This is a genomic window from Synechococcus sp. R70.1, from assembly GCF_047461675.1.
Lineage (GTDB): Bacteria > Cyanobacteriota > Cyanobacteriia > Thermostichales > Thermostichaceae > Thermostichus.
In genome coordinates, this window is the sequence record NZ_JANSHR010000090.1 from 1 (window position 1) to 26675 (window position 26675).

Genomic DNA, 26675 nt, shown 5'->3' on the forward strand with positions numbered 1-26675 from the left:
CGAAACCCAGGAATTGAGAGAAATTGAGGCTCCTGAAGGTGAGCTATTCCTGAAATTCAAGGTTGCTACCGGCGAAGAATTTGCATTGCCGGCAGTATCAATTGTGGAAGTGATGAGCATTGGCCCTGAGAAGATTACCCCCATGCCCAATGTGGCACCGGTTTTGCTGGGCACACTCAACTTGCGGGGTGAAGTGATCTGGGTTGCAGACCTGGGGCAATTCTTGGGGATCAGTCCCCCCCTCAATCTTGAGCGTGCCGAGCTGCCTGTGGTGGCTGTAATGGATCAACAGGATTTGCTGATGGGATTGGCTGTGGACTCCATTGGGGGCATGGAGTGGCTCAAGACGGAATCGCTGCAACCTGTTCAGAAGGCTCCTGAGTCGCTAGCTCCCTTCTTGCGCGGAGAATGGGTGGTGCCAGAGACAGGGGCTCACTTGCCGTTCCTGGATCCGTCGGCCATCCTGAAATCTAATCGTTGGGGCTGATGAGGAGCCGCCTATAAGTTCGCCAGGAAAAGGAGGATGTATAGTTCTTATCGAGATTGCTCCCTAGACAGGGGAAACAGCTTGGAGCCTGTTCCCAAGAGATTTGCCCCAAGCTTGCTGGGGATGTGTTGCGCTAGCTCTTGCCCCCAAAGCTTTAGGGTTGGAGGGGAAAAGCAGTCCATGAGCATATTACTACAGCTTTATGGCGACCTAGCGACTTTGAGGGGTTGGTGTGGGGTGAGTTCTGTGCATTGAGGCTAAAGCAGTCCCAGAGGTAGCCAAGCAGGGAAGGGAGGAGCCATGGTTTCCAGCGCAAACAATCAGAGAGACTTCACTGAGGGAATGGTTGCCTTTTGGCGGGGAGACTACGCTGAGGCAGTGCGTCTATTCAGCCAGGTGGCCGCTGCTCAACCTCAGGATACGGCGGTCAAGCTGTTGCTGGCTTCGGCCCAGAAGCAAGCGGGGCAACTGCGGGAAGCCCGCCATACCTACGATACCATCCTCAAAACAGCCAGCGATCCTGAGGATCTGGAAGCAGCCCGTAGGGGCCTGGAGGAGCTGTTGCAGGTGGCGCCGGAGCTAGCAGAGGCTCCCCCTTTACCGCAGGAGGACGAGCTTCAGCCTCGGGAGGGGTTTGCTGCTCAACTGGAGGAGTCGGATCCTTTTTCCCAGTTTGCTTTTGAGGAGAGGAGAGAAGCTGGGGCCGATCCCCTTGCTGCGGAGAGCAACAGCTTTGGAGAATTTGCCGAACCTTTCGAGACGAGACTCTCAGTGGAGCCAGCAGCCCTGTTGGGCTCCTCTCAGCCCCTGCCCACGACTCCTCGAACAAGGGGAGGGGGTGTGAAGCAACCTCAGGCAGAGCCGATGCTCGAGGACGACTTTGCCTTCCTCAACGAGTTTGAGCAACAGCCGCAAGATCTGGAAAGCGATGCTGTTACTCAATTGGCTAGCGGTGCCGATTTTCCCGAGGAGATGGGCTTTTCTCTACCCACTTTTGAGGAAGGGGGATCCCTAGAAGAAAGCTTGCCGACGGAATTGGCCGCCCCCATGAGCGAGCCGATCCCTGCCCCCGACGAAGATACAGCCAGCGCTGGCTCTACGGTGCTCTTTGAGCCTGACGAGTTGGACAGCTTGGATCGCGAACTGGCCGGCATAGGCAGGAGCGAGCCGGCGGCCCTCGGCGCCGATGAGGGCAAGACAGGAGAAACGGCTAGAACGCTACAAAGCTTGCCTACTCTCTCCGTTCCTCTCCCCAGCATACCTAGAGGGGAACTGCCTAGCCGACTGACAGCCAATCAGCTGACCCTGGCGCTGATGCAAGGGGTGGTCAGTTTGGCTGCCGGCTTGGCCATTGGCCTAGGGATCCCAGCCAACGGTGGAGCCCGCCTGCTGGCCGGCGTAGTTGGCGGGGGGGTCATTGGCACAGGAGTTGGGGCTGTCCTTGCCTCCCGCCATGCCCAGCGCCTTCGCGCCACTACCCAAGAGCTGGCCGGACACTTTGCCGCGCTGGCCCAGGGGAATTATTCCGTGCGGGCAGAGGCGAGAGGAGATGACGAGCTGGGGCGCTTGGCCGACAGCTTCAACCGGATGGCTGCTGCCCTGGAGGCCCATTTTGCTGACCTCAGCCAGCGGGCTGCTGAACAGGGGCAGGCTAAGGAAGACTTGCAACGCCAAGTGATCCGCCTCCTGGACGATGTGGAGGGGGCAGCCCGCGGGGACTTGACGGTGCGGGCGGAGGTTACCGCTGACGTGCTCGGAGCTGTTGCTGACTCTTTCAACCTGACCATTAGCAGCCTGCGGGACATCGTGATTCAAGTGAAGCGGGCCGCAGCCGCTGTGAACGATGCAGCTTTACAGAGCGAGGACTTTGCCCGCAACCTTTCTGCCGACGCCCTGCGCCAGGCGGAGGAGATTTCCAACTCCCTCAACTCCATTCAGGAGATGACAGACTCCATTCAGGAGGTGGCTGGCAATGCTCGCGAGGCAGCCAATGTCGCTGCCCAGGCTACAGAAGCAGCTGCCCGAGGCGGAGAAGCCGTGGATCGCACGGTGGCCAGCATCCTGGAGATTCGGGAAGTGGCAGCAGAGGCGACCCGCAAGGTGAAACGCTTGGCAGAATCCTCCCAGGAGATCTCCAAGATTGTGGCTTTGATCTCACAAATTGCCTCGCGCACCAACCTGCTTGCCCTCAACGCCAGTATCGAGGCCGCGCGGGCCGGCGAGGCGGGACGGGGCTTTGCCATTGTGGCCGATGAGGTGCGACAACTGGCTGACCGAGCCGCCAAAGCTTCGAAAGAGATCGAGCAGATTGTGCTGCAGATCCAGTCGGAGACCAGCAACGTCATGACAGCCATGGAAGAGGGAACCCAGGTGGTGATCGAGGGAACAAGGCGGGCTGAGCAGGCCAAAAACAGTCTGGACGAGATCATCGAGGTCAGCCACCAGATTGATAGGTTGGTGCGGGCCATTTCTCAGGCTACCGTACAACAAACAGAGACCTCTCGCGCTGTGGCCCACCTCATGCAATCAGTGGCGCTGACAGCCAACGAGACATCCGAAGAGGCGCAGAAAGTGGCTGCTTCGCTGCAGCAGTTGGTGGGCATTGCCCGTGAGCTTCAAGCTTCCGTGGGTCGCTTCCGAGTGGGAGATGAATGAGCAAATTTGCCTGGTTCGCGGGCACTCTAGGGAGTAAGGATCCCGAGTCTCCTTGGGAGCCCCCTGCCAATCAGCGCAGAGGCAAGTTTTCCTGTGTCCAATTTGTTACTACTAAAACTGTGGGCCGTAGGAGGAGCCTCCTGCCATGAATGAAGAAGCGCAAAAGCGGATTCTCAACTATTTCATCGAAGAGGCCCGCGACCACTTGGCCACTATCGAGCAAGGGCTCCTCAGCTTGCGGGACACGGTCGGCGACCCTGAGCAAATCAATGAGCTATTCCGAGCTGCTCACTCCATCAAGGGGGGAGCAGCCATGCTGGGCCTTACCAGCATTCAGCGAACAGCCCACCGCCTAGAAGACTTCTTTAACATCTTTCGCTCTCGTCCGGGCGAGGTGCCAGTGGATCAGCACCTGGAAACACTGCTGCTGCAGGTCTTTGATGGTCTGACGGCGCTCTTGGACGAGCTGCAGAGCCCCCAAGGCCTCACCCAGGAGTTCAGCGCTTCCACTTTGGCAAGATTGGAGCCAGTTTTTCAGGAGGCCGAAAAGCACATTCGCAGTCTTCTGGGCGAAGGCCCCCCCTCCATTCCCGCTCCGGCTGTTGCCCCGCCGTCGGCAGCTCGCAGCCTTCAGCAGGAGATGGTGGAAGTGGTGCCGCAGCAGTTGCGGCAGATGTTGGAGCTGTTCAAGCAAGGGGATCAGCCGGGCGTGCGCGAGCAGTTGCGGGAGGCAAATGCCGTCCTCAAGCAAATCGGGCAAACTCATCACTTGAAAGGCTGGCAACAGCTCACAGAAACTTTCGAGCAAGCGCTGGGCAACCCCAATGCCGATCTGCGAACGCTGGCGTTGATTGCCCTGCGGGACTTCAAGCAAGGGCAGCAGTTGATCTTGGCAGGCAGGGCTGAGGAGGTGAGTGCCTCGGCAGAATTGCAGCAGCTGGCCCGCCCGGCAGCGCCGGCTGCACCCCCTGATCCCTTGGACGTGGTGATCCAGCAGCGGATCCCGGCCCTACTGCGCCAGATGCTGGAGCTGTTCAAACGGCCCGACGACCCCGCTACGCGGCCCGCCTTGCAGAGCATCGCCCAATCCCTGCAGGAGGTGGGGCAGGCCGAGGGTGTGGATCTGGGCGGCTGGACAGCCCTAGCGCGCCTGGTTGGGGAGATTTTGGCAGATCCTGCCCAAGATTTACGGCAGGTGGCTCTGCCAGTGTTGCGAGATCTCAAGCAGGGCCACCAGGCTCTGGCTAGCGGATCAGCCCAGAGCATCCAGCCCTCTGCAGAGTTGTTGGCCTTCCGCCGCGTGCCGACAGTTGCTGAGGAGGCTGAGTCAGAACTGTCCTCTGCCGAACCCGAGGCCGTCCTCTCTGCTCCGGCTCTAAGCCGAGAATCTGGGTTAGAGGAAGCCCTAGAAGCCGAAAGCCAAGAAACAGAACACCCAGAGCTAGGCCGGCCGGAGATGCTTGCCGAGAAGGGGATAGAGGAAGACGGGCAAGCGGCCGCCGACCTTGCCCAAGAAGGCCTTGCTGGCTCCGCAGAGATGAACTGGCTTCAGGAGAAGGGGGTGCCACAAGCCGACTGGGCCGTGGGTGGAGGTGACTTCGACGCCACTCCCTTGAGTTTGGAGGAAGAAGTCTCCTTGGCCTTTGAGGAGCTGTTTGCCAACGCAGAACAGCTATCCGATATCGAAGAACTTCCACCAGAGCTGATCCCTCCTGCCTCTGAACTCTCCTCGGCAGCGTTCGAGGAGCTCATCCCAGAAGAGAGGAGCGCGGAAGCGGATCTGGCAGCGCTGTTTGCGGAAGTGGTGGGCGAAGCCACAGCGGAGGCTGGCTCTGCTGAGCGGACAGAGGCTGAGGACACAGGTCAAGCTCTCTGGAACGTCACCGAAGAGGAGTTGACGGCCCAAGCACCTGCGGAAAGGCCTACGGCGAGCCTCGACTTTGCGGCTGCAAGTGGCGGAGTGGAGACCCCGTTTGAGCTGGAGGAGCTAGCCGTTGAGAGTTCTCCCTTGCCTGACTTGGAGTCAACTCCCAGGGTGGAGCTTTGGGCAGAGGTCGAGGAGGGATCCCCTGCCGAGGAGAGCCTAGAGGATCTTCTTGGGGCAGCAGAGCTGGCCTGGTCGGAAGCAGCTGAGCAGTCCGAAGGCCTCGAGGAGCCAGAGGTTGCGGCAGCCCAGGGCTTCACGGCTGAGCTGAGTCTGGCTGAGCTCTTGGCTAGGGAGACGGTGGAGGCCCCAGAAAACCAGGAGGAGTGGGCGCTCCTGGAGCAGATGTTTCCAGCCCCAGAAGAGGAGCCCTCTGCAGCAGCTGCTGCCTCTTTCTCGGAGGATTCTCTCAACCGTCTCGAGGTGTTGTTTGCCGAGGAGGCCGAGGCCAAAGAGCTGGGCAGGGGGGCTGGCGAACCTTCATCGGCTGTGGATACTGATGGCGACAGCCAGATCGATCTGGAGGAGCTGAGCCGGTTCTTTGCCGCAGCGGCAGACACGCAGGAAGGAGCCCCCCTGGCTGACCTAGAAGCCTCGCCAGCAAGCAACTTAGCTGCAGAAGTTCCGCCAGAGGTAGCAGAGGAGGGTAGGGCTCTGCAGTCAGCAGAGGAAGACCTGGCCAGGCAACTGGAAAGCCTGTTTGCCGAGGATGAGCCCTTGGCCGCCCCGGGCGCAACTGTGGCTGAGGGCAAGATGCAGACCCCGGCAGAAGAAGCTTTAGAAGGCTCCTCGAGCCCCAGCCTGGACGATCTGGCTGCTCTCTTTGATGCTGCTGAACCAGCAGTGACTCCTAAGCTGGAAGAGGCTACTGCTCCCCCTGCGGAAGCCGCCAGCGACTTCGCAGCCCAACTGGAATTGCTCCTAGGCGACCTCGAGGTCGCTCCCCAGGCTCCTGCTGCGCCTTCTCCCCCTGCTGTTACTGCTCCAGCAGCCACCCCAGCAGTACCCGCTACGCCAGCAACACCGGCCAGCCGGCGGGCTGCCCTAGGTAGCTCTGTAATGCGGGTGGAGGTGCGTCACCTGGACTGCATCAACAACTTGGTGGGAGAGCTGGTTGTCATTCGCAATAGCATAGAGCAAAACCAAACTCGTCTGCGCCAATTTCTCGATGGCCTATTGAGCCGTGTCCAGCAGCTTGGGGAGCTGGGCCAGCGCATGCGGGATCAGTACGACCGCTCCCTGCTGGAAGCAGCGCTATTTTCTGGCCGCAGGAGCACGGCAGCAGTGGGCTCCAGTCGCAACGGCGAGGGATCCAGCCGCGCCAGAGTAGGTCACTCCACAGGCCAGGAGTTTGACAAGCTGGAGATGGACCAGTTTACGGCCTTCCACGCCCTGGCCCAGGAGATTATCGAGCTCATTGTGCGGGTGCGTGAGTCTTCCTCCGACATTGAGTTTGCCGTGAATGAGGCGGAGCAGATTGCCCGCCATTTCCGGCAGGTCACTGCCCAACTGCAAGAGGGCCTGAACCGAGCGCGCATGGTGCCTTTTGCGCAAATTGCCGACCGCTTGCCCCGAGCTGTTCGCGACCTCTCCCTCAAAACCGGTAAGCAGGCCAGCCTGGTGGTGGAAGGCCGGGACACCCTTATCGACAAGGCCATTCTGGAAGAGCTCTCCGACCCGCTAACCCACCTGGTGAACAACGCCCTGGTGCACGGGATCGAGCCGCCGGAAGAGCGGCGCCGCTTGGGCAAGCCCCCTGAGGGCAAGATCACCGTCAAGGCTTTCTACCAGGGCAACCAAGCCATCATTGTCGTCTCCGACGACGGGGCGGGGATCCCGGTGGAGAAGGTCAAGGCCAAGGCGCAAAGGTTGGGGCTGCTGTCAGAGGAAGCAACCGAAGACGAAGTATTGGGGGTTCTCTTCCACCCCGGCTTCAGCAGCCGCGAGGCTAGCGAGGTAGACGATCTGGCTGGGCGAGGGGTTGGCTTGGATGTGGTGCGGCGCAACATCACTGCACTGCGCGGCAGCATTCAGGTGGATTCTGTGCGCGGCAGGGGCACCACCTTCACCATCTGCCTGCCGCTCACTCTGAGCATTTCCAAGGCGATGGTGTGTGTCAGCGACAAGGCCCTGATTGCCTTCCCCCTCGACGGCGTGGAGGAGATGCTGGATGTTCCCGTCGACGCCGTGCAGCCTGATGAGCAGGGACGGCCCACCATTCCCTGGCGGGATCAGCGTCTTCCCTTCCAGCCCCTCTCCAGCTTGTTGTCCTACAGCCGCAGCCACAGCCGCAGCCGCTCTGAGGTTTATACCGTCACCCAGGATGAGGGTATCATTCCCATCGTTGTCCTCCAAAGTGCGGGCCAGTACCTTGCTCTGCAGGTGGACAGCTTTGTGGAAGAGCAGGAGATCGTGATCAAGCAACTGCGCGGCCCTGTGCCTAAGCCGCCGGGAATCTCCGGGGTAACAGTGTTGGGGAACGGGCGGGTGCTGCCGATTGCTGACGTCCTCGAGCTGGTGGATATGGCTCAAGGCCGCCGTCGCGATCTCAGCCGCCTCTGGGCAGAGCGTCGCGCTGAGGAGCCAAGGGCCGAGGAAACCCATCAGACCACGGTGCTCATTGTGGACGACTCGATTACCGTGCGAGAGCTGCTCTCCATGTCCTTCCAAAAGGTGGGCTACCGGGTGGAGCAGGCCCGCGATGGCCAGGATGCCTGGGAAAAGCTCCGCGGCGGCTTGCGCTGCGATCTCGTCTTCTGCGACATCGAGATGCCGCGCATGGACGGCCTAGAGTTGCTCTCCCGCATACGGGCAGACAGCAACCTCAAGCATATTCCGGTAGCTATGCTCACCTCGCGAGGGGCAGAACGACACCGGCAAACAGCCCGGGAGCTGGGGGCCACTGCCTACTTCACCAAGCCCTACCTGGAGGAGGAGCTGCTCAGCGCTGCTGCCCGCATGCTGCAAGGGGAGCAGTTGTTGAAGCCTGCCCCCCCTTCCTGAAGGGGCGACGCCAGGATCGCCAAAGGGCTTGACTCCAGAGGAGATTGGAAGGTGTAGGATATTGGCCTGTTGTCCTCGGAGGGAAGTGGCGATGCGCCTGACGGTCTGGGCTCTCATCCTGGCTGGTGGGTTTGTCCTGGGGGCTTCCTGGGCTGGCAGGGAGCTGGAGGCAACTGCTCATGAGAGCAAGGGGAAGGGGGAGCTCTCGATCCATAGAGCTCATCAGATCAGCCTAGGCCCTGCCGACGAATCCTTCGACCTGCGGTTTCTGGATGCGATGATCCTCCACCACGAGGGAGCGGTGAGCATGGCCGCGGAGGCCCTGCAAAAATCCCGGCGGCGGGAAATTCGTCAGCTAGCCAAGGATATCCTGGCTGCCCAGAGCCAAGAAATCAAGCAGATGCGAGGCTGGCGGCTGAGCTGGTACCCGCAAGCTCCCCGGGATCCCGTCATGGGGCATGAAGAGATGGGCCACCAGATGGCCATGACTCCGGAGATGGCTGCTGCCATGCGCATGGATACCAACCTGGGATCCGCTGACCCTGAGTTTGACCTGCGCTTCCTGCAAGCCATGATCCAGCACCACGAAGGAGCCCTGGTCATGGCTAGAGAGGCTCTGGAAAAATCCAAGCGCCTCGAGATTCGGCAACTGGCAACAGCCATTGTCACTACCCAGCAGGCGGAGATTGAGCAAATGCGGGCCTGGCAAAAGCGGTGGTATCCGCAGTAGGGCCGCTGGGATAGAAAGATGAGGGGATGCGGGCAAGGCCGGCTCTTGCTGCTGCCCGCAGCACCCAAAGGATTCCTCCGCATTGCCAATGGCCCTAGAGCTGCCCTCCCTCCCTCAACACCCCGATTTGCTTCCACCGGTTCGCCAAGACCGGAGATCCCGCTGGCTGGCAGGGCTAGCTGTTTTGCTGCTGTGCTTGGGATCCCCCAACCGCTGGTTGCACTGGTTCCCAGGGGCACTACTGGGCCTAGCACCCCTGTTTTACCTCTGCGAACAGCAACAGGGGTGGAGGCGGTGGCGTTTGGCCTATGGCCTGTGGTTTTGCGTGTGCCTGTACGCCTTCTGGGTGGATCCCTTCTCCCTTCAAGTGCTCAGCGCCTGGGAAGTCTTGGGGGGAGTGGTGGTGGCCCCCCTGATTCCTCTGTTTTTCACAACGGCCACCGTTTTAAGTTTGCAGTTGAGCCAGCCGCTTCCCCCCTGGGCCCGTCCTCTAGGGGTAGCCACGGTCTGGACAGGGCTAGATGGGCTGCTGGGCCTGCTCCGCTGGCCGATTCCCTTCCACTGGGGATCCCTGCTGTTCGATTGGCCGCTGGGGATCCAAGTGGCTGATCTAGCGGGGATCTGGGGGGTGACCTTTTTTGCGGTCTTCGTCAACGGCGTGCTCTGGCAGTTGGCCCTCCAGCTTCCCCAGCTTTCCTTGCGGGGGGTGCTGAGTGCAGGGCGCAGAAACCCGGATTTCTGGCGGATCTTGGCCTGCGGCCTGGCTCTAGCAGGGCCAGTCTTGGCCTACGGGAGCGTGCGGCTGGCCTATTTCGATGTCCTGGCGGCAAGAGGAGGGAATCCCAGCTTTCGCGTGGGGGCGGTGCAGCAGGTGGCCTGGCTAGAAGCCGATCGCAGTTGGGACTACCGCAGCCAGCGCTACCGCGAGCTGCACCAGCTTTCGGCCCAAGCGGTGGCCGAGGGGGCCCAGTTGGTGATCTGGCCAGAAGGAGCGCTGCGGGCCCGCCTACTGAACACCCCGCTACAACCCTATGTGATCGAGCCCATGCAAGCTATCCTTCCCCCTGAAGGGGCCTTGATTACCGGGGCAACGGAGCCCGATCCCCGAACGGTACATCTGCCAGAGGAGGAGCAGCGGTTTTTCAACACAGCCCTCCTCTTCAACGCCCAGGGCCAGGTGCAGGATTGGTTTGGCAAGCAGTGGATCTTTCCCTACTTCGAGTCGGGCCGCTACGTGCCCTCTCCCGATGGCTATCGGCCGCTAGCAGGAGGAGAGCTGTTTGGGCCTTTGGGGGTGATGATCTGCCTGGAGAGCGTCTTGCCGGCCCCCAGCCGAGCTCTAACTCGTGCGGGAGCGGAGTCGTTGATCGTGATCTCCGACAGCAGCTGGTTTGGCAACAGCCACTGGCCCCTGCTCCACGGCCGGCTTTCGGTCTTTCGGGCGGTTGAAAACCGGCGCAGCGTGGTTTTTGTCAACAACACCGGCGGCAACTTGGTGGTGGATCCCTCCGGTCGAATACAACGCGTGGGCCCGATTTTTCAGCGCGGAGTGGTTACTGGGGAGGTGAGGCGGCAATCCCAGCTAACCTTCTACACGCGCACAGGCGACTGGCTGGCCTGGTTGACCTTAGGCCTTTCTCTGGGATTGAAGGCCTGGGGATCCCGAGCCAAGCCAGGATACGCTAAAATTCCCAGGTAGGGTTAGGGCTTTGCGGCAGGCGGTGCCTAGCTCCGCTTAAATGGAATCCGAGCCCTCCTTGCTGATGTAGCTCAGTTGGTAGAGCAGCTCACTCGTAATGAGCAGGTCATCGGTTCGAGTCCGATCATCAGCTTTAAAACCTGCCTTAGCTTTACAAGGGCTGTGGGGCGGGAGGGGCTGCCCCCTAAGCGTGGCTAGGTGATCAAGCTGTCTCCTTACCTTCCCGGCCGCAGTTTTTGGCCATGACAACCCCTTTTCCTTGGCCCTACCGCACCCCCGGCATTCCAGACTCTGCCTTTGAGCGGATCCCGGGGATCCCTATGAGCCCCCGCGAGGTGCGGGTGCTGGTGCTGAGCCAGTTACGCTTGGGAGAAGACCACTGCCTATGGGATATCGGCGCCGGCACTGGCACTATTGCCATCGAGGCGGCCATCCTCTGCCCCCGCGCTTGCGTGATTGCCATCGAGCGCGATGCGGAGGTGGTCAGCTTGATCGAGAGTAACTGCCAGAAATTTGGCCTCAGCAACGTGCAAGTTATCCAGGGCACTGCTCCCGAGTGTCTGCATCAGCTTTCTCCGCCCCCCGACCGCCTCTGTATTGAAGGGGGCCATCCCCTCCGCCAGATCCTAGAGGCTGCTTGGCACTATCTCAAACCCAACGGCCGAGTCGTGGCCACCACCAACTCGCTAGAAGATCTCTACGGCCTCTCCGCGGGCCTGGCTGCGGTGGGGGCCCACCAGGTTGAAGTTATCCAGGCAGCAGTAAACCGTCTGGAGTCGCGAGGCCGCACCCAACTGTTGCTGGCTTTGGATCCTACTTTTGTGTTAAGCGGAGAGAAAAGCTCTAAATAGCTTGAGAGGTTTCTTCTCCGCTGCTTGCAAAGCTTTTTCTAAAGCAATGTGGATCAACCAAACCGAACCACCAGGACTCCAATTTTCTCCAGCTGCAGAGGGCAATGGAGAGATTTCACGTCCCCTTTCCAGAGTTGCAGGCAGTAAGGCTGGAGCAGCTGTTGACTCGACCTGCAGCGACTTGAATGCTATGGGGACTGGGGCATTGGCAATCGCTGCCGACAGGAAGTGATTTAGGCCAAGCCAGCCGAAGGAAAAGCCAGCTTGGGCTAGCGATGCCTCCTCGCTTTCCCCGCTCTTCCCGAAACCCTAGCAGCTGCCAATCCCCCACTGCGAACCCAAGGAAGGCAACTACTGCGCCATACACATTTCTCTACACTCTGCAGCCTTTGTTAGGGATCGAGGTAGAGTATTTCCAGAACAATTGCCTCTTCGGGAGAGCAAAGGATGAAAGTTGGAGATCGAGTACGGGTGCGCGCCAGCGTGATTGTCTATCACCACCCGGAACATCGCAATCAACCGTTTGACCTCAAGGGCATGGAGGGAGAAGTAATAGCTGTCATCCGGGACTGGAATGGCCGCCCTGTCAGCGCCAACTTTCCCTTTCAGGTGCAGTTTGGTAACAAGTTCCGCGCCCATCTGCAGGCGGAGGAACTGGAGCTGATCGAGGCGGCCCCCTTGCCGGAAACTCCTGCCTAGGAGAGACCTAGCAGGGTGCGGTTGGTTTCCAGAATTGGCTGGATTAAGGCAAACTCCGCCGGGGTAAGGTACTTGGCAATCACCTCCTGCAGAAGGCGGTAGGTGGCCTCGCAACTGCGCTGCGTGCGAAAGGCCCGCATCAAGGTCTGAAACCAGTAGAGGAACCGCTCCTTGTAGCGCTGCTCATCGTCCAAAAGCATGGCCAAAGCGGAAAGACGCAAAACCCGCACTGTGTCCGCCTTCCACTTGTTGCTGAAGTCCTCTATCCCCCGCATGAGCAAGTAGGGATCCAAGGCGCGCAGCTTGGCCTCCACCTCGCCGACAATCTGGGCTTCCGCCGCTTGAATTTTGCGGTAGGCGCTTAGCCGCAACTCAAAAGAAGCTAGGTAAGCCTCCATGAACTGCATCTCCTCATCTCGGAGATAGCGTCCGTCGGCGGCCAGGCTCAATTGGCGCAGTTGGGTCAGCATCGGGATACCAGAGGAATACAGGAGGGCATTCGCTTGCTTTTAAGCCTAGCGGCAGAAGGTGTGCCATTTGATTTCCGCTGGCTTCTCAGCTAGGTTAATATTAGTTAATAGTCTGCCAGTGGGCCCAGGCACCATTGGATAGAAAGCACCCTTTGGGAGGAAACACTTCCGTGAGTCAGAAAAGTAAAAACAAAAAATGGAGGAGTGCCGGCTTGTATGCCTTGCTGGCCATCGTCTTGATCTCGCTGGCCACAACCTTCTTCGGCACCCGCCCGGCTGAGCGCCTGGAGATCAGCTACTCGGATCTCATGAGCCGCGTAGAGCGGGGCGAGGTCAGCAAGGTTTTGGTTGAGGTTACCCCTGATGGCCGCCAAATTGCCATTGCTGACGCGGAGATCAACAGCCGCGCCACTCGAGTGCAGGTCAATCTGCCCCCCCTCACTCCCGACTTTGAGAACACCTTGCTTGCCAAAGGAGTAGAACTGGCAGTGCGCCCTGTTCAGGATGAGGGTTTGCTGGGGCGCATCTTTAGCACCTTCCTTCTACCTGTTTTGCTGCTGCTGGGTTTGTTTTTCCTGCTACGGCGAGCCCAGAATGGCCCTGGCAGTCAAGCGCTTAACTTCGGCAAGTCGAGGGCGCGGGTGCAGATGGAGCCGAAAACCCAAGTTACCTTCAACGATGTGGCAGGTGTAGACCAGGCCAAGCTGGAGCTGGCGGAGGTGGTAGACTTTTTGAAAAACCCTGAGCGCTACAACGCTCTTGGGGCAAGGATCCCGCGAGGGGTGTTGCTGGTCGGCCCTCCAGGCACCGGCAAAACTCTCTTGGCCCGCGCTGTGGCTGGGGAGGCAGGGGTGCCTTTCTTCTCCATCTCTGGCTCCGAGTTTGTGGAGATGTTTGTGGGGGTAGGGGCCTCGCGCGTGCGGGATCTATTCGAGCAAGCTAAGCAAAATGCCCCCTGCATTGTCTTTATCGACGAGATCGATGCCGTTGGTCGGCAGCGGGGAGCGGGTTTGGGAGGTGGCAACGACGAGCGGGAGCAAACTCTCAACCAGCTGCTGACCGAGATGGATGGCTTTGAGGGCAACTCCGGTGTCATTGTTATTGCAGCTACCAACCGACCCGATGTGTTGGATGCAGCGCTGCTGCGACCGGGGCGCTTTGACCGCCAAGTAACGGTGGACCGCCCTGACTTCCAAGGCCGCCTGGAGATCCTCAAGGTGCATGCCCGTGGCAAAACCCTGGCCGCCGATGTGGATTTGGAGAAGTTAGCCCGCCGTACCCCTGGGTTTACGGGGGCAGATCTGGCCAACCTGCTCAACGAGGCAGCCATCTTGGCGGCCCGCCGCAACCTCACGGAGATCTCGATGGACGAGATCAACGACGCGGTGGATCGAGTGCTGGCTGGCCCAGAGAAGAAGGATCGCCTCATGAGCGAGCGGCGCAAGGAGCTGGTGGCCTACCACGAGGCGGGCCACGCCCTGGTGGGAGCCCTCTTGCCCAACTACGATCCCATCCAAAAGGTCACCATCATCCCTCGCGGCCAGGCGAGCGGCCTTACCTGGTTTGTGCCCAACGATGACGACATGGGCCTGACTAGCCGTGCTCATCTCAAAAACATGATGACTGTCGCCCTAGGCGGACGGGTGGCCGAAGAGGTGGTTTACGGCGAGGCGGAGGTGACTACGGGGGCAGCCAGCGACCTGCAGCAGGTAGCCCGTATTGCCCGCAACATGGTGACTCGCTTTGGCATGAGCGACCGCCTAGGCAATGTGGCCCTAGGCCGCCAGTACGCCAACATCTTCCTAGGTCGCGAGATTGCTGCCGAGCGGGACTTCTCCGAAGAGACAGCAGCCCTTATCGACGAGGAAGTGCGGCGTCTGGTTAACGAAGCCTACCAGCGGGCTACCTATCTCATCCGGGAGAACCGCGCTCTCTTGGATCGCATTGCCCGTCGCCTGGTGGAGGCGGAAACCATCGACGGGGAAGAGCTACAGGCAATCATCGAGAGCTCTGAAGTGGTGATGCTGCCACCTGAGGAGGAGCCAGTGAGCTTGCCAGTGGCCCTCAACGTCAACGCTTAGGTCTCTCTCGCTGGAGGCGAGGTGGGGGATCCCTGCTTTCCAGGCAGGGATCTCAAGTTTTTCGAGGAGGCTGTCTTAGTCGACGACAGCCGAGCCCGACAAGAGGCGGCTCACCTCTGTTTCGGTGGCCCGAGGCTCGTACATCTTCACCACGTATTCGGCCACCATGCGGTCGGTGTTAAAAACCGGGTTGAGCGTGCGGATCGCCTCCTTCATGCGGGCAACCCAGCGGCGCGGGATCCCCTTTTCATCCCGCTCGTAGAACATGGGGATGATCTCGTACTCCAACACATCGTAGAGGGAGTTGGCATCCAGTTCATCTTGGATGGCGGGATCTAGGCCTTCAATGGCTTGTCCAATGGCCCAGCCGTTGCGACCGTTGTAGCCCTCAGGCCACCACCCATCCAAAACCGAGAGGTTGAGCCCGCCGTTGAAGCCCACCTTTTGCCCAGAGGTGCCCGAGGCTTCAAGAGGGCGCCGCGGGGTGTTTAGCCACAAATCCACCCCTTGGATCAGGTTGCGGCTGACGTAGGCATCGTAATTTTCAATAAAGGCAACCCTGTGGGCCACCTCAGGCCGATTTGACCATTCGACCACCCGTTGGATGAGGCGCTTACCCTCTTCATCTCGCGGGTGAGCCTTGCCAGCAAAGATAATTTGCACAGGGTATTCTTTGTTGGTGAAGATGCGGGTAACCCGCTCCAAATTCCGCAAGATGAGGTCTCCTCGCTTGTAGGTGCTAAAGCGCCGGGCAAACCCAATCGTCAGGATCTTGGGATCCAGCAACTGGTTGACAGCCTGAATGCGCTCGTTGCTCTCTCCGCGGCTGCGCCGCGCCCGCAACACCCGGTGACGGGTAAAAGCCACCAGCCGCTCCCGCAGGGCTTCTTTGCACCGCCACAGTTCCTCATCAGGTATTTCCTCTACCTTGGCCCACAGCTCCGGGTCGGATACCCGCTCGGGCCAGTCGGGACCTAGGTATTGGTTGTAGAGGTTCCAGAAAAGAGGAGCAACCCAGGTGCGGGCGTGAACCCCATTGGTAATGGAGCCAATGGGCACCTCATCCACGGAGCGCTCTGGGTAGAGCACATGCCACATCTGGCGTGAGACCCGACCATGCAACTGGCTTACTCCGTTAGCCGCACGTGCGTAGCGCAAAGCCAGCACCGTCATGTGGAAGGGCTCCCAGGGATCCCCGCCGCGCCGCGCTCCCAGAGCCAAAAACTGCTCCCGCGTCAGGCCTAGTTGCGGCCAGAAAGAGGCAAAGAACGCATCCATCTCGCTGGGGCTGAAGGCATCGTGGCCAGCCGGCACCGGTGTGTGAGTGGTGAACACACATTTCTCCCGCACCTTGGCCTCTGCTGCCTCAAAGGGCGTGCCCCGCGCCACCTCCTCCCGCAGCAGCTCCAGGGTTAGGAAGGCGGAATGCCCCTCGTTCATGTGGTAGACCATGGGATCCAAGCCCAGCTGGCGCAGCAGCCGTACCCCGCCAATGCCGAGGACGCACTCCTGGGCAAGGCGCGTGTCGGTGCTGCCGCCATAGAGGTGGGCGGTGATCCAGCGGTCAATAGGATCGTTCTCCGGCAGGTTAGTGTCTAAGAGGAAAAGGGGAACCCGGCCCACATCGACCCGCCAGGCGCGCACCTTGACCAACCGCTGCCGCATTGACAGCTCCACCAGCAGGGGGCTGCCATCTGGCCGCCGCACTAGCGTTAGGGGCAGGGAGTCAACCTCACAGTCTTCGTAGAGCTCCCCTTGCCAGCCACTGATGTCGAGGCGCTGTTGGAAATAGCCTTGACGGTAGAGCAACCCCACGCCCACCATCGGCACCCCTAGATCGGAGGCGGATTTGAGGTGATCGGCGGCCAGCATGCCCAGGCCACCGGAGTAGATCGGCAAGGACTCGTGTAGACCGTACTCAGCGCAGAAATAGGCAATAGGGCGCTGCCAGTCGTAGGTTTTCATGGTGCGCTTGGCCCAGGTGTCCTCAGCTGCCATGTACTTGCGATAGGCTTGCACCATCCGATTGAGGGTGTTGAGATAGTTGACATCGGTGGCCAAGGCCGCCAAGCGCAAGTAAGAAACCTCCTCCAGCATGCGCACTGGATTGTGGGAGGTTTTTTCCCAGAGGGCAGGATCCATTTCCCGGAAAATGGTGAGGTGATCCGGGTTCCAAGTCCACCAGTAGTTGCGGGCAATCTCGCACAAAGGGGCAAGCGCCGGCGGCAGGGCCGGGCAACGTTCGGGAAAAGCAGAGGCTAGAGCAGCAAGGGACATAGGATAGATACCTGGGGCGGCGGAGTTTGATTGTACCTGGTAAGCGTTTCTAACTGATTTTAGATTCAGCAGGATCTCTACAACCTGCAGTAGCTCCAAGCCAGATTTCCTCAGCCTTTATTATCCCAGCAGCTCAGCTTTCAATCTCAAAGAGGGCTGCTGGCCAGTCTTCGGCCCGCCTGGAGAGATGGCGCTGCATCAGGTTAACAGAGGGTAATTGCCACAAGCTCGGAAAAGCTTTAGCTGCCTTCGCTACCCAATGAGTTCTTTCGATAGGAGCTCCCACTGAACCTAGCGTCCCTCCACCACGGCCAAGCTGGTGTTGCGGTAGTAGTGGCTGAGGATCTGTTGGTAGGAGTAGTTTTGGCTAGCCAGGGCGGCAGCTCCCCACTGGCTCATGCCCACTCCGTGCCCGTAGCCGCGCCCTTGGATCTCGAAGAAAGCAGGGAAGCTTGCCCTAGCAGGAGTCAGGCTGGCGGTGGTGGCTGTCTCCCCACGCGGGCTGATGGTGATCATTGTGCTGCGCAACCCCAGGGCCTTGCGAAACTCGTTACCCCTGATGTCTTTACTGCCCTGGGATCCCACTAGGCGCAGGGTAATGGCCCGTCCCCAAGGGGAGCTGCGCAGGATCTCGATGGAGCGGATGGCACCGATCCCGTCGGCCAGCCGCTGGATCTGGTGAGCAGGAATGGTGGCCGTCCAGCTAAACACGGGCGAGTGGTGATCGAAGTCGGGCACTCCCTGCAAGTAGGGCCGCGACTCCAGCCAAACATTGCCGGCATCATCTGTGTGCCCCCCACTAGAGGAGTGGAAAACGGCATTGATCAACTGCCCCTGGTGGACGAGAACCTGCCCAGCCGTCTCGCGGGCCGCCGCTTGGGTGCGGTTGGATTCAGCCGCCACCCCCTTGTAGACCTGCCAATCGACGCCATTTCCGATGTCAAAAGGCTGGTGAGAACGGCGACTGCGATGGTAGAGGGCATAGGTGCGGGAGGCCACGGCTTGGGCTTTGAGGGCCTCCATCGGGAAGCGGTGACCCATCTCGCTGCCCACCACGCTGGAAACGTAGTCCTCCAAACCTACTTGATTGATGGCGATCACTCCCCTCTCGCCGGGGACCAGCTCTGCCCAGCCGCGGTACCAGTTCTGGTCAATGAACACCAGCCCCTCCGGCTCCGTAGGCTGGAGATAGAGGCGCTCTGCCTGGTGACCAGCTACGCTTACTGCTGAGCCTACCCGAATGGCCTGAAGGGGCTGCATGGCCGGGATCTCAGCTAGCAGCTGGCCTTGGGGGTTTAGGAGACGGGCCGGAGTAGAGCTGCCAAGCCTAACCTGTGGCTTGTTGACGGCAATTCCCACCCGCAGCAGCACCCGCGCCTGAACTGGGAAGGTCAAGCAAAGCCAAGCCCAAAACAGAAAGCCAGCTAGCCGAGCTAGTGGAGCAGAAAACTGCTTTTCAGGCACAGCCCCTATCCTCCGCACGAGACTACTTGGAAGCAGAAAACCTCCCGATTGCCCGCAAGGCTGGCCAACCCGTTATGACGATATATCAAAAACTGCCTGTAGAGGCACCTTCTTGGGTTCTCGCTCCCCACAAAGAGCTCCCCCGCCGGCGGCTAAACCACTCCTGCAATAGACGACGACACTCAGCCTCGCAGACCCCCCCGATGACTTCTGGGCAATGGAAGCTGGCAGCAGAAGCAGGCAAGTTGAGCACACTGCGCAGTGCGCCGGCCTTGGGATCGTCAGCACCATAGATCACCTGGGCCAGCCGCGATTGGCTAATCGCCCCCGCACACATGGGGCAGGGTTCCAGGGTCACGTACAGCCGGCAGCCCTGCAACTGCCAATCGCCCAGACGCTGCCCTGCCTGCCGCAGGGCCAAGATCTCCGCGTGGGCCGTGGGATCCCGATCCCGCTCCCGCCGGTTGCCGCTCAGGGCCAGCAACTCTTCCCCTGGCCCGACCACCAGAGCTGCCACGGGCACCTCGCCCGCCTCCCCCGCTTGCCTAGCTTCTTCTAGAGCTAACTGCATCCAGGCGCGGTGGCGCTGCCACGGATCCCGCTCCTGGAGCAAAAAAGAGGGGATCTTGCCCCAATTGCCGATCGTCATTGAGCGTTTGAGCACTGCTGTTGCCTGCTAGATTTGCTAAGTTGAGCACAGGGCTCTCACCCATCTAAAGGGTAACGGGGGGCCAGGTAGGATAGGGTATAGAGGCGGGGTTAACCAAGCTGGCCTTAGTCAGCGGATTGGGTCTAAGCCTTCCCTATGCTTGCATTCGTTTTCTTGGCAATAGGGCTTAGCTGTGGGAGGGATCATGGCGCGGCTTTTACGGCAAACACTTCTGGCAATGGCTTTGTTTAGCGGCGGCCTCGCCTACGGAGTTTGGCTGTCGTCGCCAAGGGGGCAGGAGTGGCTGCAGCAAACTCCCCTTGCCTCTTGGTCGCAGCGGACCAGTGAGGGGGTGGGATCCCTTCTGCCTCGCCCCGAGGCTGCCAATTCTGCTGCTCCTGCTGACGCCGTCCGGCCCTCCAATTTTATTGCCGCGGTTGCCCAAAAGGTGGGGCCGGCAGTGGTGCGCATCGACGCCACCCGCACCGTGGCCAACCCCCTTGATCCTGAGCTGTTTAACCATCCCCTGTTCCGCCACTTCTTCCCGCAACTGCCGCAAGAGTTCCAGCAGGAAGGCACCGGATCCGGATTCATCATCGACGCCGACGGCCTGATCCTCACCAATGCCCACGTGGTGGAGGGTAGCGAGCGGGTTAGGGTGCATCTGCTCGATGGGCGCACCTTTGAAGGGAAAGTCAAAGGCTCAGACCCGGTGACCGACATCGCTGTGATCCAGATCGAGGGAGAAAATCTGCCCACGGTGACCCTGGGCAACTCTGACCAGGTGCGGCCAGGAGACTGGGCCATTGCCATTGGCAACCCACTGGGCCTGGACAACACGGTAACGGTGGGGATCATCAGTGCTGTCGGACGCTCCTCTGGGCAAATCGGGGCTGCCAACAAGCGGGTGACCTTCCTGCAAACCGACGCTGCCATCAACCCTGGCAACTCTGGCGGTCCCTTGCTGGATGCGGAAGGTCGGGTTATTGGGGTGAATACGGCCATTTTCCAGCGGGCTCAGGGTGTTGGCTTTGCCATTCCCATCAACCGCGCCATGGAAATTGCCGAGCGGCTGATCCGCGACGGCCGGGTGGAGCACGCCTTCCTGGGTATTCGCATGATTACCCTCAACCCCGATTTGGTAGCCCGCCTCAACCGCGACCCAGCGCGGCTCAGCCCGCTGACGGTGCAGGAAGGGGTGTTGATTGGGGAGGTGGTTCCGGGCTCGCCGGCTGAGCAAGTTGGCCTGCGCAAAGGGGATGTCATTGTCGAGATCGACGGCCGACCTATTCGCGACGCCGAGCAGGTGCAGCAGTTGGTGGATGCCGCCGGCGTGGGCAAGACCCTGACGCTGCGGGTCATCCGCGATGGACAAGTGCGCATCTTCCAGGTGAAAACGGGGGTGCTGCCCCCAGACTTCTAGGGAGCTTTCCAAGCCCTCAAGTCATTGATCCCCGTAACAGAATGACTCCAGGAGCGGGGAAGAGGGGTGCGCATGGCTTGGGCAGTTGGCGAAACATTGCAGGGGGGGTGCTACCGCATTGAGGCTGTTTTGGGGGAAGGGGGCTTCGGCATCACCTACCGGGCCTGGGATAGCGTTCGCGCCGAGCAGGTGGTTATCAAGGTCTTGAGCGACAGCCTCCGCAAGGATCCAGACTATCCTCGCTTCCAGCAAAACTTCATGAACGAGGCGCTGCAACTGGCCCGCTGCCGTCACCCCCACGTGGTGAAGGTGGAGGAGGTCATTTGGGAGCGGGATTGTTGGTGTATTGTGATGGAGTACGTTCGCGGCCAGACGCTGCACCAGCTTCTGCACCAAAAGGGGCCGTTGCCCCTGCCAGAGGCTCTGCGCCTGACGCGGGAGGTGGGATCTGCCCTCATGTGCTTGCACGAACAGGGGATCCTGCACCGCGATGTAAAGCCCGCCAACATCTTGGTGCGGGAGGGATCCGGACAGGCGGTGTTGATCGACTTTGGGCTAGCGCGGACTTATAGGCAGGGGCTCATCCAACGCCACACCTCCTACGGCACCGATGGCTATGCTCCCCTGGAGCAGTACGACAGCCTGCGCCGCCGCGGGGCTTTTACCGATGTCTATGCCTTGGCTGCTACCCTCTACACCATGCTGACGGGGATGGTGCCCCTCTGTGCGCCGGTGCGGGCCACAGGTCGGCAGTTGGATCCTCCCCGCCGCCTCAACCCCAGCATTCCTGAAGATGTGGAGGCTGCTATCCTCAAAGGGATGGCCCTCCACCCCGAAGACCGCCCGCAAACGGTAGCTGAGTGGCTGGCCCTGCTGCCGGCAGAGTCAGCCCTGCAAGAGAAGCGGCCAGCTACCTTTGAGCCTGCCATCCGCACCCAAGAACTGCGGGAACTGGAACAGCTTCTGGCCCAGCAGCAACCCCAAGATGAGCTGGAGCAGCTCCTGGCCAACCACTCCGCAGAAGAGCTGGAGCAAATGGTGGCACCCCCCACCCCTGCCCCAACAAAAGGGGAGGCGGGATCCAGATCCCTGATTTTCCCTGAGGTTTCTCGAGAGGGATCCCTGCCTGCAACTCTCCCCTGGCCAGACTGGGTGGGAGAAGCGGCGCCTGCCCTGCAAGGGCTGTGGGATCGGCTGCGGGCCGGCCAGTGGGGGGAAGCCGATCGGTGGACGACGGCTTTGATGCTCAAACTCAGTGGGCGCTCCCAGGTAGGCTTTTTCGACCCCAAGGATGTTGAGGCTTTCCCGTGCCCTATGTTGCGGCTCATCGACCAACTCTGGATGCAGGCCAGCCATGGGCGCTTTGGCTTTACTGTCCAGAAGCAGCTCTGGCAGGAGTGTGATTCGGAGGGAAGAGGAGGGCTTCGTTCGAGATCTTTCTCCGCCTTGCCCCGCGAAGAGTGCATGGGAGAAAGGGTCGGCTGGTGGGTGCAGGGCCGCTGGCTGGGGTACGAGGAGCTTAAAACCAACCTGGAAGCGCCCGAGGGTCATCTGCCGGTGGGCTTTTTTTGGGGCTACTCAGGTGGCCTACGTGCGGCGCTGCTGATGCTGGATCGGGCGGTATTGAAAAAGTTCAAAGCCTGCCTGTAAAAAACTCCCCCCTCCCAAAGGGAGAGGGGCTGGGGAGTGAGGGGATAGAAAGCCCTAGTAGCGGTGCACCAGCTTGTTGATGGGCTTGAAGATGTCTGCCTCAAACTTTTTGCCCTTGAGCATGCGGTTCCAGTAGAGCCAGGGCAGGACGTGCACCTTCACCAGATACATCGAGTAGCGCTCCCGCGTCGGATCCAGCGGGAAGGAGGGAGCCAGTTTCCCCCCGTAGGCAAACTCCGCCATGATTAGGGAGTTATAGCCTGTGATCAGGGGACAACAGGTGTAGCCATCATACTGGGCCACCGGGGGCTTGGACTGCATGGCAGCCAAGAGATTTTCGGCCAGTACCGGCGCTTGCTTGCGGGCGGCAGCCGCCGTTTTGGACGTTGGCAGAGAAGAGGCATCTCCCAAGGAAAACACGTTGGGGTAGCGGGTGTGCTGCAGCGTTGCCTTATCCACATCCACCCATCCTCCCGGCCCGGCCAGGGGGCTGCGCTTGACAAAGTCCGGAGCGCTCATGGGCGGAGCCACGTGGATCATGTCGTAGTGCAGGCTCACCTCTTCTTTGCCATTGTCGGTGGTGACTTCAAAGATGGCTTCCTGAGTCTCAGGCCGGATGGCTTTGAGGTTGTGCTTGAATTTCACCTGGATCCCTCGCCGCTCTACCACCTTCTCCAGGGCGGCGCTGTACTCCGGCACGGGAAAGAGAGTGGGAGTGGCTGTGCAAAAGAGAACCTTGGTGTTGACGCCAACCCCACTTTTGCTTTTGAAGACATCGTCGGCCAGGTACATGATTTTTTGGGGGGCGCCACCGCACTTGATTGGGGTAGCCGGGTGCGTGAAGATGGCTGTTCCTCCCTTGAAGTTGCGGATGGTCTCCCAAGTGTAGGGGGCGTAGTCCTTGGAGTAGTTGCTGGTTACTCCTCCTTTGCCCAGCGCCTCCGGCAAGCCCTCGATCAAGTGCCAGTCGATTTGGATCCCTGGGGCAACGATGAGGTAATCATATTCGATGATCTGCCCGCTCTCCGTGATCACGCGGTTGTGATCCGGATCTAACTCCGCCACGCGTGCTTGGATCCAGGTGGCTCCCTTGGGGATCACTGTTTTTTCGTCCCGGATAAACTTGGCCAGGGGGGCAATACCTCCCCCTACCAATGTCCAGCCGGGCTGGTAGTAGTGCTTGTCGGAGGGCTCGACAATCGCGATATCAAGATTGCGCTTGCGCTCCAGCAACTGGGCCGCTGCGCTGATGCCGGCAGCCCCTCCTCCCACTACAACAATTTGATGGTGAATGACAGGTTGCGAAGTTCTGGAGGTGGATCCCTCGACGCCAGGGCGCCCGTTCGTTTGGGTGGAGGCGGGTGGGGATTGGGTTTTGAGTTCCATTGGCTTAGTAGTCGTTGACACAGCAGTTTCCTCAAACAGAACTGAACTTGAGCTCAAGAAGCTGTTTAGTTTAATGCGGAAGAACCTGTTAAATGACAGCCAACAACCCCGAACTGGCAATCCTTAGAAGACTCTGCAGATTGCCAGCCTTCAGGAGCTGCAGCTGGGAAACAAGCATAATCATAACACCCGATAAGAATATAGCCATTTTTTCAAGCTGTCGAGAATTTGAGGCAAATCTTAGCCTAGGACTTAGGCTTTGTTGACGCTGGGGGGAACAGCGGCACTTCTGGGGGGTAGGCGGCGTCGGCTAGGCTGTAGACTGTACGAGGGATTTGCCGTTGAATTCACGGCTGGCTTTCAAGTTCTGCTGCGATTCAACTAGAGACCTGCGATGGCAAAATCCGTCTCCCCTGACTCATTGCCGGCAGCTCCCTGGCACGCCCTGCCCGAAGAGGAAGTTGCCCGCCAAATCGTTGCAGTGGATCTGCCTCTGGCGGCGCTTCTGGAACGGGGTCTGTCTCAAGCTGAGGTGATCCAGCGGCAGAAGCAATATGGCCCCAACGAGCTAAAGGCCAAGGCGGCTACCCCGGCCTGGGTGAAGTTTCTGCAGCAGTTCAACCAATCCTTGCTCTACATCTTGATGGTTGCCGGGGCGGTCAAGGCGTTTTTGGGATCCTGGCGCAATGCCATCGTGATCTGGGCGGTGGTGGTAATCAACGCTCTCATCGGCTACATCCAGGAGTCCAAAGCGGAGGAAGCGATTGCCGCTCTGGCTCGGTCGGTGGTGACGGAGGTCACGGTCATCCGGGATGGGCAAAAACTGCGGGTGCCCTCGCGGGAGCTGGTGCCGGGGGATGTGGTGCTCTTGAGCTCGGGAGATAAGGTGCCCGCCGACCTGCGCCTGGTGAGCGTGCGCAACTTGCGGGTGGACGAATCGGCCCTCACGGGAGAATCGGTGCCGGTGGAAAAACGGCTGGGATCCCTCCCCGAAGACACGCCGTTGGCCGAGCGCCAGAACATGGCCTATGCCGGCAGCTTCGTGACCTTTGGCCAAGGGGCGGGGGTGGTGGTGGCCATCGGTAACCAGACCCAAACAGGCCGCATCTCCAAGCTGATCGAGGAAGGGGGATCCCTGCAAACTCCCCTGACACGTAAGTTTGAGGCGTTCAGCCTGACTTTGCTGAAAATTATCCTCACCTTGGCTGCGCTTACTTTTCTGGTGGGGCTGGTGCAGGGCCAAGCGGCAGCGACTGTCTTTGAGGCGGCAGTGGCGCTGGCGGTGAGTGCTATCCCCGAAGGCTTGCCGACGGTAGTCACTGTAACCTTGGCGATTGGGGTTTCCCGCATGGCAAAACGCCACGCCATTATCCGCAAGTTGCCGGCGGTAGAAACTCTAGGCAGCGCCACGGTGATTTGCTCGGACAAAACCGGCACCCTCACGGAAAACCAGATGACGGTGCAGGCCATCTACGCCGGATCCCAGCTCTACCGGGTTACCGGCAGCGGCTACAGCCCCCAGGGCCAGATCCTGTTCCAGGCGGCTGATTCCCCCATCGAAATCCATCAATTGCCTGCTCTTGAGGCTTGCCTCGTAGCTGGCTGCCTCTGCAACGACACCCGCCTCCAACCCAAGGACAAGGGCCAGTGGGAAGTTGTAGGGGATCCCACCGAGGCGGCTCTGCTTGTGGCGGCTCAGAAAGGGGGCTTGAATCGAGAAGATCTGCAGCGCTGCCGCCCTCGCCTAGATACCCTCCCCTTTGAATCCCAGTTTCAGTACATGGCTACCTTACACAGGGTGGGGCCGGAGGAGCATTGCATTTACGTCAAGGGATCCGCAGAAGCTCTCTTGCCGCGCTGCTGCAGCCAGATGGGATCCCAAGGGGAGATCCAGCCCTTGGAAGCAGAGCCGATTCGCCAGCAGGTGGAGGCCTTGGCGCGGCAGGGGCTGCGAGTTCTGGCCTTTGCCCAAAAAACCGTCCCCAGCAGCCAAACTCAGGTGGATCACTCAGATCTAGAGGAAGGGCTGATTTTCTTGGGCTTGCAGGGGATGATTGATCCGCCGCGGCCGGAGGCCATTGCCGCCGTGCGCGCCTGCCAGAGCGCCGGGATCCAGGTGAAGATGATTACCGGCGACCATGTGCTCACCGCCCAAGCCATTGCCGAGCAGATGGGGCTGGGGGGTGGCAAACCGGTGAAAGCCTACAGCGGCCGGGATCTGGAGCAGCTCGGCCCAGAGGAGTTTGTTACCGCCGCCAACGAGGGATCTGTCTTTGCGCGGGTGGCCCCGGAGCAAAAGCTGCGCCTGGTGGAAGCTCTGCAGTCGCAGGGCCATATCGTGGCCATGACTGGCGATGGAGTTAACGACGCCCCGGCCTTGAAGCAGGCGGACGTGGGGATTGCTATGGGAAGGGGTGGCACCGAAGTGGCCAAAGCCGCCGCCGACATGATCTTGACCGATGACAACTTTGCCTCCATCGAGGCCGCCGTCGAAGAGGGGCGCACCGTTTACAACAACCTGCTCAAGGCCATCGCCTTCATCCTGCCGGTGAACGGAGGGGAGTCAATGACCCTTCTCCTCAGCGTCCTCCTCAACCGCGAGCTGCCCATTTTGGCCATCCAGGTGTTGTGGCTCAACATGATCAACTCCATCACCATGACAGTGCCCCTCTCCTTTGAGCCCAGCACGGGGCGGGAGATGACCCAACCACCGCGGGATCCCGACGCCAATTTGCTTTCTCCCCGGCTGCTGCAGCGCATTCTGCTGGTTTCAGCCTTTAACTGGCTCTTGATCTTCGGGGTTTTTGAATACATCGAACAAACCACCGGCAACCTCAACCTGGCCCGCAGCATGGCCATTCAGACGCTGGTGATTGGGCGCATCTTCTACTTGCTCAGCCTCAGCCAGGCTATTCCTACCCTGTTGGGCCGCGGGCGCGCCAGCCAGTTGGAACGCCACGAACGCCTAATGGATGTGGCGGCTATCACCATCGGCATTGGAGCGGCCATCCTGCTGCAGATCCTCTTCAGCCAATGGAGCCTGTTCAACGCTCTCTTCGACACGGCACCGCTAGCTTGGGAGCAGTGGGGCTTCTGCCTGGTGGTGAGCCTGCCAATGATTGGGGTGGCAGCGCTGGCCAACCGGGTGGATCCGGAAGGCGCTTCGCTGGCCCGCTTACCCAGGAAAACCTAAATCTTGGGGGAAGCCAGAGCGGCGGCAAGGGCTT

16 protein-coding genes and 1 tRNA gene are annotated in these 26675 nt (G+C 60.3%); 12 read left to right on the forward strand and 5 right to left on the reverse strand.

The genetic code is table 11. From position 1 onward, the window contains the following. The 8 genes from NW807_RS09525 to NW807_RS09560 all read left to right on the forward strand — a co-directional run. Positions 1 to 487 (forward strand): CheW domain-containing protein (locus NW807_RS09525; RefSeq protein ID WP_414425952.1); only part of this gene is annotated, 487 nt, incomplete at its 5' end. Positions 488 to 787: 300 nt separating this feature from the next. Then, positions 788 to 3142: a methyl-accepting chemotaxis protein gene (locus tag NW807_RS09530; RefSeq protein ID WP_414425953.1), complete on the forward strand. Its 2355-nt coding sequence runs from the start codon at positions 788 to 790 to the stop codon at positions 3140 to 3142. A gap of 145 nt (positions 3143 to 3287) precedes the next feature. After that, a complete protein-coding gene (locus tag NW807_RS09535) occupies positions 3288 to 8069 on the forward strand; it encodes a response regulator (protein ID WP_414425954.1) in 4782 nt (1593 codons plus the stop codon). A 91-nt stretch (positions 8070 to 8160) separates the two neighbouring features. Beyond that, positions 8161 to 8799: a DUF305 domain-containing protein gene (locus tag NW807_RS09540; RefSeq protein WP_414425955.1), complete on the forward strand. Its 639-nt coding sequence runs from the start codon at positions 8161 to 8163 to the stop codon at positions 8797 to 8799. A gap of 88 nt (positions 8800 to 8887) precedes the next feature. Next, positions 8888 to 10498: an apolipoprotein N-acyltransferase gene (gene lnt, locus NW807_RS09545; protein WP_414425956.1), complete on the forward strand. Its 1611-nt coding sequence runs from the start codon at positions 8888 to 8890 to the stop codon at positions 10496 to 10498. Between the two features lie 60 nt (positions 10499 to 10558). After that, positions 10559 to 10631: transfer RNA gene (locus NW807_RS09550), tRNA-Thr, on the forward strand. Between the two features lie 109 nt (positions 10632 to 10740). After that, complete coding sequence (cbiT, locus tag NW807_RS09555; protein ID WP_414405802.1) at positions 10741 to 11349, forward strand: precorrin-6Y C5,15-methyltransferase subunit CbiT; 609 nt, start codon at positions 10741 to 10743, stop codon at positions 11347 to 11349. 447 nt (positions 11350 to 11796) lie between these two features. After that, a complete protein-coding gene (locus tag NW807_RS09560; protein WP_414396683.1) occupies positions 11797 to 12048 on the forward strand; it encodes a ferredoxin-thioredoxin reductase variable chain in 252 nt (83 codons plus the stop codon). Here NW807_RS09560 and NW807_RS09565 read toward each other — a convergent pair. Further along, positions 12045 to 12518: a phycobilisome protein gene (locus NW807_RS09565; protein WP_414396686.1), complete on the reverse strand. Its 474-nt coding sequence runs from the start codon at positions 12516 to 12518 to the stop codon at positions 12045 to 12047. The genes NW807_RS09560 and NW807_RS09565 overlap by 4 nt on opposite strands. Positions 12519 to 12688: 170 nt before the next feature. On the opposite strand from NW807_RS09565, the gene ftsH reads away from it, so the two are divergent. Further along, positions 12689 to 14599: an ATP-dependent zinc metalloprotease FtsH gene (gene ftsH, locus NW807_RS09570; protein WP_414405805.1), complete on the forward strand. Its 1911-nt coding sequence runs from the start codon at positions 12689 to 12691 to the stop codon at positions 14597 to 14599. Between the two features lie 75 nt (positions 14600 to 14674). Here ftsH and glgP read toward each other — a convergent pair whose 3' ends face one another. From glgP to NW807_RS09585, 3 genes are all read right to left on the reverse strand, one after another. Beyond that, positions 14675 to 16876: an alpha-glucan family phosphorylase gene (gene glgP / locus NW807_RS09575; RefSeq protein WP_414425957.1), complete on the reverse strand. Its 2202-nt coding sequence runs from the start codon at positions 16874 to 16876 to the stop codon at positions 14675 to 14677. A gap of 291 nt (positions 16877 to 17167) precedes the next feature. Further along, entirely contained in the window at positions 17168 to 18271 is a 1104-nt protein-coding gene (locus tag NW807_RS09580) for a SpoIID/LytB domain-containing protein (protein ID WP_414425958.1), read from the reverse strand. Between the two features lie 154 nt (positions 18272 to 18425). Continuing rightward, positions 18426 to 18989 (reverse strand): nucleoside deaminase, encoded by a 564-nt coding sequence (locus tag NW807_RS09585; RefSeq protein WP_414425959.1) that lies wholly within the window; start codon positions 18987 to 18989, stop codon positions 18426 to 18428. 205 nt (positions 18990 to 19194) lie between these two features. On the opposite strand from NW807_RS09585, the gene NW807_RS09590 reads away from it, so the two are divergent. Both NW807_RS09590 and NW807_RS09595 read left to right on the forward strand, forming a co-directional pair. Continuing rightward, a complete protein-coding gene (locus NW807_RS09590; protein WP_414425960.1) occupies positions 19195 to 20412 on the forward strand; it encodes an HhoA/HhoB/HtrA family serine endopeptidase in 1218 nt (405 codons plus the stop codon). A 72-nt stretch (positions 20413 to 20484) separates the two neighbouring features. Next, the gene (locus NW807_RS09595) at positions 20485 to 22062 is read left to right on the forward strand and encodes a serine/threonine-protein kinase (protein ID WP_414425961.1); all 1578 of its coding nucleotides are present in this window, start codon (positions 20485 to 20487) and stop codon (positions 22060 to 22062) included. 54 nt (positions 22063 to 22116) lie between these two features. On the opposite strand, the gene NW807_RS09600 is transcribed toward NW807_RS09595, so the two are convergent. Continuing rightward, positions 22117 to 23469, reverse strand: a complete 1353-nt coding sequence (locus NW807_RS09600; RefSeq protein ID WP_414425962.1) for an FAD/NAD(P)-binding oxidoreductase — start codon at positions 23467 to 23469, stop codon at positions 22117 to 22119. A 373-nt stretch (positions 23470 to 23842) separates the two neighbouring features. Here NW807_RS09600 and NW807_RS09605 point away from each other — a divergent pair, with 373 nt between their 5' ends. After that, entirely contained in the window at positions 23843 to 26641 is a 2799-nt protein-coding gene (locus tag NW807_RS09605) for a cation-transporting P-type ATPase (protein WP_414425963.1), read from the forward strand. Positions 26642 to 26675: the final 34 nt, after the last annotated feature.